Source organism: Fusibacter sp., from assembly GCF_057447755.1.
The window spans coordinates 1-7,906 of sequence record NZ_JBVBZF010000160.1 but is presented as its reverse complement, the minus strand read 5'-3'; the positions used below and the strand labels follow the sequence as shown (position 1 = coordinate 7,906).

Here is a 7,906-nt window from a genome sequence, read left to right as displayed (position 1 = left end):
TACTTTTTGTCCTAATGCGTATTTCTCGAATAATACTTTTGTAATTGCTGCTGTTAAAGTTGTTTTACCGTGGTCAACGTGACCAATTGTTCCGATATTACAATGCGGCTTATTTCTTTCAAATTTTTGCTTTGCCATTTTAAATATTCCTCCTTGGGTTATTTTTTACCTAATACTTCTTCAGCGATACTTTTTGGAACTTGTTCGTAATGGTCAAATACCATTGAGTAAGTTCCACGACCTTGTGTATTTGAACGAAGGTCAGTTGCATAACCAAACATTTGTGATAAAGGTACATAAGATCTAATGATCTGAACACCATTTACCATTTCCATACCTTCTAAACGACCACGTCTAGAGTTTACGTCTCCCATTACATCACCAAGATATTCTTCTGGAACTGTAATTTCAACTTTCATGTATGGTTCAAGTAAAATAGCGTCACCTTTTCTCATAGCTTCTTTGAAAGCCATTGAAGCGGCAAGTTTAAATGCCATTTCGTTCGAGTCAACCTCATGGTAAGATCCATCGTAAAGATTCGCATGAATATCTACAACTTCATAGCCACCAAGGATACCAGACTTCATAGCGCCCTCAACTCCATCACCGATAGCGTTGAAGTATTCTCTAGGAACTGAACCACCTGTAACAGTAGATTCGAATGAATAGCCTTTTCCTGACTCAACTGGAGCAAATTTAATTTTAACATGTCCATATTGACCTCTACCACCCGATTGCTTAGCATACTTGTAGTCGATGTCAACTGGCTTAGTAATTGTTTCTTTGTAAGCAACTTGAGGTGCACCTACATTCGCTTCCACTTTGAATTCTCTTAAAAGTCTATCAACGATGATTTCAAGGTGAAGTTCACCCATACCAGCGATGATAACCTGTCCAGTTTCTTCATCAGTGTAAGTTTTGAATGTTGGATCCTCTTCTGCTAATTTTGCAAGGGCAATACCCATTTTTTCTTGACCAGCTCTTGTTTTTGGCTCAATTGCCACACGAATAACTGGATCTGGGAATTCCATTGACTCAAGAATAATTAAATGATCTGGATCACATAAAGTATCACCAGTTGTTGTGAATTTTAAGCCTACAGCAGCAGCTATATCACCAGAATAAACTTTTGAAATTTCTTCTCTTTTATTAGCATGCATTTGAAGGATACGGCCAACTCTTTCTTTTTTATCTTTAGTCGAGTTATGAACATAAGAACCCGCTTCTAAAGTACCAGAGTAAACTCTGAAGAAAGTAAGCTTACCAACATATGGGTCAGTCATGATCTTGAATGCAAGTGATGAGAACGGAAGGTTGTCATCAGCAGGTCTATCAACTTCATTGCCATCATCATCTATACCAGTAATAGCAGCTACATCAGTAGGAGCAGGCATATATGCAAGAACAGCATCAAGCATTAACTGAACGCCTTTGTTCTTGTAAGCAGATCCACATAAAACAGGTACGATTTCATTGTTGATTGTAGCTCTTCTAAGCGCAGCTTGAAGCTCTTCAATCCCCATTTCCTCGCCTTCTAAATATTTCATCATTAAATCTTCATCAGTAGATGCAATTGCCTCTACTAATTTTTCTCTGTATTCTTCAGCTAATTCAGCTAAATCTGCAGGAATTGCAATTCTGTCAATTTTTTCGCCTAAATCATCTCTATAATATACAGCTTCCATACTGATTAAATCAATAAGGCCTTCATATTTATCTTCTGCACCAATTGGTAATTGGATTGGAACTGCATTTGCTTTTAAACGATCTTTCATCATGCCAACAACTCTAAAGAAGTCCGCACCAGTGATATCCATTTTATTAACAAAAGCCATTCTTGGTACGCCATACTTGTCAGCTTGTCTCCAAACTGTTTCAGACTGAGGCTCAACCCCACCCTTTGCACAAAATACAGCAACTGAACCATCTAATACACGAAGTGATCTTTCAACTTCAACTGTAAAGTCAACGTGACCTGGCGTATCAATGATGTTGATTCTTTTACCTTTCCAGACACAAGTTGTAGCAGCAGAAGTAATTGTGATACCTCTTTCCTGCTCTTGCTCCATCCAGTCCATTGTTGCAGCGCCTTCGTGAACTTCACCAATCTTATAGTTGATACCTGTATAATAGAGGATTCTTTCTGTAGTAGTTGTTTTACCAGCATCAATATGAGCCATGATACCAATATTTCTAGTATTCTCTAACGAATAAGCTCTACTCATATTTATCCTCCCTTCTCATTCTAACTAATAAATATTTTTGAAAAAAAGAATATTCTACCATCTGTAATGAGCAAACGCTTTATTAGCATCAGCCATTTTATGTGTATCTTCTCTTTTCTTAACAGACGCACCAGTATTGTTAGCTGCATCCATGATTTCTTTTGCTAATCTTTCTTGCATTGTTCTCTCGCCTCTTTTACGAGTGTAAGTAATTAACCATCTAAGACCAAGAGTTTGTCTTCTTTCAGCTCTTACTTCCATTGGTACTTGGTAGTTTGTACCACCAACTCTTCTCGCTTTAACTTCAAGAACAGGCATGATGTTGTTCATCGCTTCTTCGAAAACTTCAAGAGCATTCTTGCCAGTTTTCTCAGCGATTTGCTCGAACGCACCGTATACGATACTTTGAGCTACACCTTTTTTACCATCATACATAATTTGATTAACTAATTTTGATACTACCAAACTTCCGTAAACTGGATCTGGTAATACACTTCTTTTAGGTACATTTCCTTTTCTAGGCACTTTTCTTCCCTCCTTATAATACGTTTTGGTCAATCATCGGTACTCGACAAGCTAATGTCGTTTGTGCGATTTACTTATTGAATTTTAATTGATAATTGATTACTATATAAAGCCCCTTCCTTTCGGAAGAGGCTAATTAACTTACTACTTTTTCTTTGGTCTCTTAGCACCGTATTTAGATCTTGATTGCATTCTGTTATTAACACCAGCAGAATCAAGTACCCCTCTTACGATATGATATCTACAACCTGGTAAGTCTTTAACTCTACCACCTCTTATTAAAACAACACTATGTTCCTGTAAGTTGTGGCCAACACCTGGGATGTAAGCAGTTACCTCTAAGCCATTCGTTAATCTCACCCTAGCAACTTTTCTTAAAGCTGAGTTAGGTTTTTTAGGAGTTACAGTTTTAACGCTCGTACAAACTCCTCTTTTTTGAGGCGAACTCATTTTAACTGGCTTTCTTTTTAAAGTATTCATGCTTCTTTGTAATGCAGGCGCAGTTGATTTCTCGTCTATTGCAAGTCTTCCTTTTCTTACTAATTGATTTATAGTAGGCATTCCTTTACAGCACCTCCTTCCTTTTATTTTATCTATTTTTCAATAACCGCTGTCGCAGCACCAACGTCAATATTACAAGCCCTTCCAAGCTCTTTCATCGTATCAACAAAGATGATCTCAATCTCTTGCTCTGTGGCAAGTTGAATAATCCGCCTCACAACATGCTGTTCAGCATCCTTTGCAATGAAAATAACTTTAGCTCGACCACTGGTTAAAACCTTTGTTGTTTGCTTCACACCAATGATCAATTTAGGGTTGTTGGATAGTTCATTTATCTGCATACGGTGTCCCTCCTTGAAGTCGCCAATATGCACTTCATCATTTTAACACCATAAATTTTGGCTGTCAACAAAATTTATGTTAAATACTCTTAAAGGATTACTCCATTTCTAATGAAAAAGTGTCTTTTGACTTGACTGCTATATCTCGATAATATCGCATACCTGTTCCTGCTGGGATCAGCTTACCGATAATAACGTTTTCTTTAAGTCCAAGTAATCGATCCTCTTTTCCATTGATTGCAGCTTCCGTTAAAACTCTAGTCGTTTCTTGGAAAGATGCAGCCGATAAGAAGGATTCAGTTGCCAATGATGCTTTGGTAATTCCCAATAAGGATCTTGAACCAGTAGCTGAAATACCACCATCTTGTTCAATTTGCTCATTGAGCTTGTTAAACTCTTTTAAGCTAATAACGCTACCTGGTAATACTAAAGAATCCCCAGATTCGTCTACTTTAACTTTAGAAAGCATTTGTTTTACGATGATTTCAATATGCTTGTCATTGATATCAACACCCTGTAGACGGTATACTTTCTGTACCTCTTTAATGATGTACTCTCTTACACCTTTAACACCAACAACTCTTAATAAGTCGTGCGGGTTAATTGAACCTTCAGTAATTGGTTGACCTGACTCTACTCTATCGCCTTCTTTAACCTTTAATCTAGCACCAAAGACGATTTGAGAAGCATGTTGTTCACCAGAATCAGAAGTAATAACAACTTCTTTTTTCTTTTTTGTTTCCTTGAATGATATAACACCATCCATTTCAGCGATAACGGCAAGACCCTTTGGTTTACGAGCCTCGAAAAGCTCCTCAACCCTTGGAAGACCTTGCGTGATATCGCCTCCGGCTACCCCGCCTGTATGGAATGTTCTCATTGTAAGCTGTGTGCCAGGTTCTCCGATAGACTGTGCTGCAATGATACCAACTGCCTCTCCAATGTGAACTGGCTTACCAGTCGCAAGGTTGAGTCCATAACATTTAGAACATACGCCGTATTGCGTTTCACAAGTTAACACAGATCTGATCTTAAGCTTGTCGTAACCAGCTTTAACAATTTTATCTGCAGTTCTCTCAGAAATGATTTTATCTTTAGAACATAAGATTTCTCCAGTTTCAGGATGAACAACATCTTCTACAGGATAACGTCCTAAAATTCTTTCTTGTAATGGTTCGATTAGTTCGTTGCCATCACGGAATTCAACAACTTCAATACCAGATTCACTTGCACAATCCATTTCTCTTACAATTACTTCCTGACTTACGTCAACAAGTCTTCTTGTTAAGTAACCTGAATCGGCTGTACGAAGGGCTGTATCGGCAAGACCTTTACGAGCACCTGTTGTAGAGATAAAGTATTCAAGAACTGAAAGACCTTCACGGAAGTTTGAGATGATTGGAATCTCAACTGTTTTACCAAGTGCATTGGCCATAAGACCACGCATACCCGCAAGCTGTCTAATCTGGTTCTTAGAACCCCTCGCTCCAGAATCCGCCATGATTTTGATATTGTTTAAAGTAGACAGATTTGCCATTAGGGCATCTGTAACTTCATCTGTTGTTTTCGTCCATGTTTGGATGATTTTTTCGTAGCGATCTTCATCGGAGATTAAACCTCTTCTATAAGCCACTTGATATTTATCAACCACTTCTCTTGCTTTTTCAATTAAAGCTTTTTTAGCTTCTGGTACAACCATATCCGATACTGAAACAGTGATTGCGCCTCTTGTAGAATATCTGAAACCAATGTTCTTAAGATGATCTAATAGATTTGCTGTTTTAGTATTGCCATGTTCGCTAAAGCATCTTGCAATAATTTCTTCAAGATTTTTCTTTTTACAAAGGAAGTCAACTTCTAGTGCATATGGGTGCTTATCTCTTTCAACAAACCCTAAATCTTGAGGAATGTTTTCATTAAAGATAAAACGTCCTACTGTACTTTCAACGATAACATGTTTGTTTTCTTCTTTTATAAAGGTTCTTAACTTCACCCTAGTGTGTAAGTCCACAGCTTGATTAAAGTAAGCGAGTTGTAATTCTTCATAATCCTTAAACACCATAATCTTTTCAGGCTGATCTTCTTTTTCATACGTTAAGTAGTATGCGCCAAGTACCATATCCTGAGATGGTGTCGTAATCGGACGTCCATCTTTAGGTGCTAAGATATTATTTACAGAAAGCATCAAGAATCTTGCCTCTGCTTGTGCCTCTACTGATAGTGGCACGTGGACTGCCATCTGGTCACCGTCAAAGTCGGCATTGTATGCTGTACATACAAGTGGATGAAGTCTAATGGCTTTACCTTCTACTAATACAGGTTCAAACGCTTGGATACCAAGTCTATGAAGCGTCGGTGCACGGTTCAGAAGAACTGGATGTTCTTTGATAACGTCTTCAACAATACTCCAAACCTCTGGTTTAACACGTTCAACCATTCTCTTAGCACTCTTGATATTATGAACATAGCCATCTCTAACAAGACGTTTCATAACGAAAGGTTTAAAGAGTTCAAGAGCCATCTTCTTTGGTAAACCACATTGGTAGAATTTAAGTTCAGGTCCGACAACGATAACCGAACGGCCTGAATAGTCAACCCTTTTACCAAGTAAGTTTTGTCTGAAACGACCTTGCTTACCTTTTAAGAGGTCTGATAAAGATTTAAGTGGTCTATTACCAGGACCTGTAACTGGACGACCTCTTCTACCGTTGTCAATAAGTGCATCTACTGCTTCTTGAAGCATACGCTTTTCATTTCTAACGATAATATCAGGTGCACCAAGTTCTAAAAGTCTTTTTAAACGATTATTTCTATTAATAACTCTTCTATAAAGGTCATTTAAGTCTGCTGTGGCGAAACGTCCACCATCAAGTTGTACCATAGGTCTAAGATCTGGTGGAATTACAGGTACGACGTCAAGAATCATCCATTCAGGATCATTGCCTGATTGTCTAAACGCTTCAACAACTTCAAGTCTTCTTACGATTCTAACTTTTCTTTGTCCAGAACTGTCTTTCAATTGAGCTTTAAGCTCTTTTGCAAGACCTTCAAGGTCTACTTGCTGTAAAATTTCTTTTACCGCTTCCGCACCCATCATTGCTCTGAAGGCATTGCCGTATTTGTCTCTGTACTGACTGTATTCACTTTCAGTGAGCAATTGTTTTTTCTCTAGGCTAGTTTCGCCTGGTTCAATTACTATATATGAAGCAAAATAAAGTACCTTTTCTAGAGAACGTGGCGATAAGTCAAGTAAAATACCCATTTTCGAAGGGATTCCCTTAAAATACCAAATGTGAGATACTGGTGCAGCAAGCTCGATATGACCCATACGTTCACGTCTTACTTTTGACTTAGTAACTTCAACGCCACATCTGTCACATACAACACCCTTATATCTTACCTTTTTATATTTACCACAATGACACTCCCAGTCCTTAGTTGGACCGAAGATCTTTTCACAGAAAAGACCTTCTTTCTCTGGTTTAAGTGTTCTATAATTGATCGTTTCTGGTTTTTTCACTTCACCTTTTGACCAAGATCTGATTTTATTTGGCGAAGCTAAGCCTATTCTAATGGAATCAAAATTATTGAATTCTATCAAGGGCTACCTCTCCCTTCTAATAATAATCACTATTATTCTTCGTAGTCGTCGTCATCATCATCTGCAAAGAAATCATCATCAGGTTCTTCTAATGCGTCTTCTTCACCTTCAGGAACTTCCTCTATGAATGCACCTGAGTCAACATCGTTGGAAATTTTTGCTTCTCTTAAAGCTGCATTGTAATCAAGTGCATCGTCATCATCGTCATCTGCAAGTTCAATCTCAATTTCACCAGCGTCATCTCTTAATACTTTAACGTCAAGAGCAAGTGCTTGTAATTCTTTGATAAGAACTTTGAATGATTCTGGAATACCAGGTTCAGGAATGTTTTCTCCCTTAACGATGGCTTCGTATGCCTTAACACGACCAACAACATCATCTGATTTAACTGTCAATATCTCTTGAAGAGTATGAGCCGCCCCATAAGCCTCAAGTGCCCAAACCTCCATCTCTCCGAAACGCTGTCCACCAAATTGTGCTTTACCGCCAAGTGGCTGTTGCGTTACAAGTGAGTAAGGTCCAGTACTTCTAGCATGAATTTTGTCATCTACTAGATGGTGAAGTTTTAACATATACATATAGCCAACTGTAACATGGTTATCAAAGCTTTCGCCTGAACGACCATCTCTAACAGTAAGTTTACCATTACCAGGGTATCCTGCTTTTGCAAGAATATCCATGATTTGAGACTCTTTTGCACCATCGAATACTGG

Annotated in this window: 7 protein-coding genes; all 7 read right to left on the bottom strand. The window is 38.2% G+C overall.

Translation table 11 applies throughout. The features are described 5' to 3' along the window. Positions 1-138, bottom strand: a 138-nt coding sequence (locus AC220I_RS14890) for a GTP-binding protein (RefSeq protein ID WP_486723576.1), incomplete at its 3' end; no start/stop codon positions are given. Positions 139-158: 20 nt separating this feature from the next. Continuing rightward, positions 159-2,225: an elongation factor G gene (fusA, locus tag AC220I_RS14885; protein ID WP_486724645.1), complete on the bottom strand. Its 2,067-nt coding sequence runs from the start codon at positions 2,223-2,225 to the stop codon at positions 159-161. A 54-nt stretch (positions 2,226-2,279) separates the two neighbouring features. Then, entirely contained in the window at positions 2,280-2,750 is a 471-nt protein-coding gene (gene rpsG, locus AC220I_RS14880) for a 30S ribosomal protein S7 (protein ID WP_486724644.1), read from the bottom strand. A 144-nt stretch (positions 2,751-2,894) separates the two neighbouring features. Continuing rightward, positions 2,895-3,311: a 30S ribosomal protein S12 gene (gene rpsL / locus AC220I_RS14875; RefSeq protein WP_486724643.1), complete on the bottom strand. Its 417-nt coding sequence runs from the start codon at positions 3,309-3,311 to the stop codon at positions 2,895-2,897. A gap of 32 nt (positions 3,312-3,343) precedes the next feature. After that, a complete protein-coding gene (locus AC220I_RS14870; RefSeq protein ID WP_486724642.1) occupies positions 3,344-3,592 on the bottom strand; it encodes a ribosomal L7Ae/L30e/S12e/Gadd45 family protein in 249 nt (82 codons plus the stop codon). A 97-nt stretch (positions 3,593-3,689) separates the two neighbouring features. Beyond that, positions 3,690-7,193, bottom strand: a complete 3,504-nt coding sequence (gene rpoC, locus AC220I_RS14865; RefSeq protein ID WP_486724641.1) for a DNA-directed RNA polymerase subunit beta' — start codon at positions 7,191-7,193, stop codon at positions 3,690-3,692. A gap of 32 nt (positions 7,194-7,225) precedes the next feature. Further along, positions 7,226-7,906 (bottom strand): DNA-directed RNA polymerase subunit beta (locus AC220I_RS14860; RefSeq protein ID WP_486724640.1); only part of this gene is annotated, 681 nt, incomplete at its 5' end.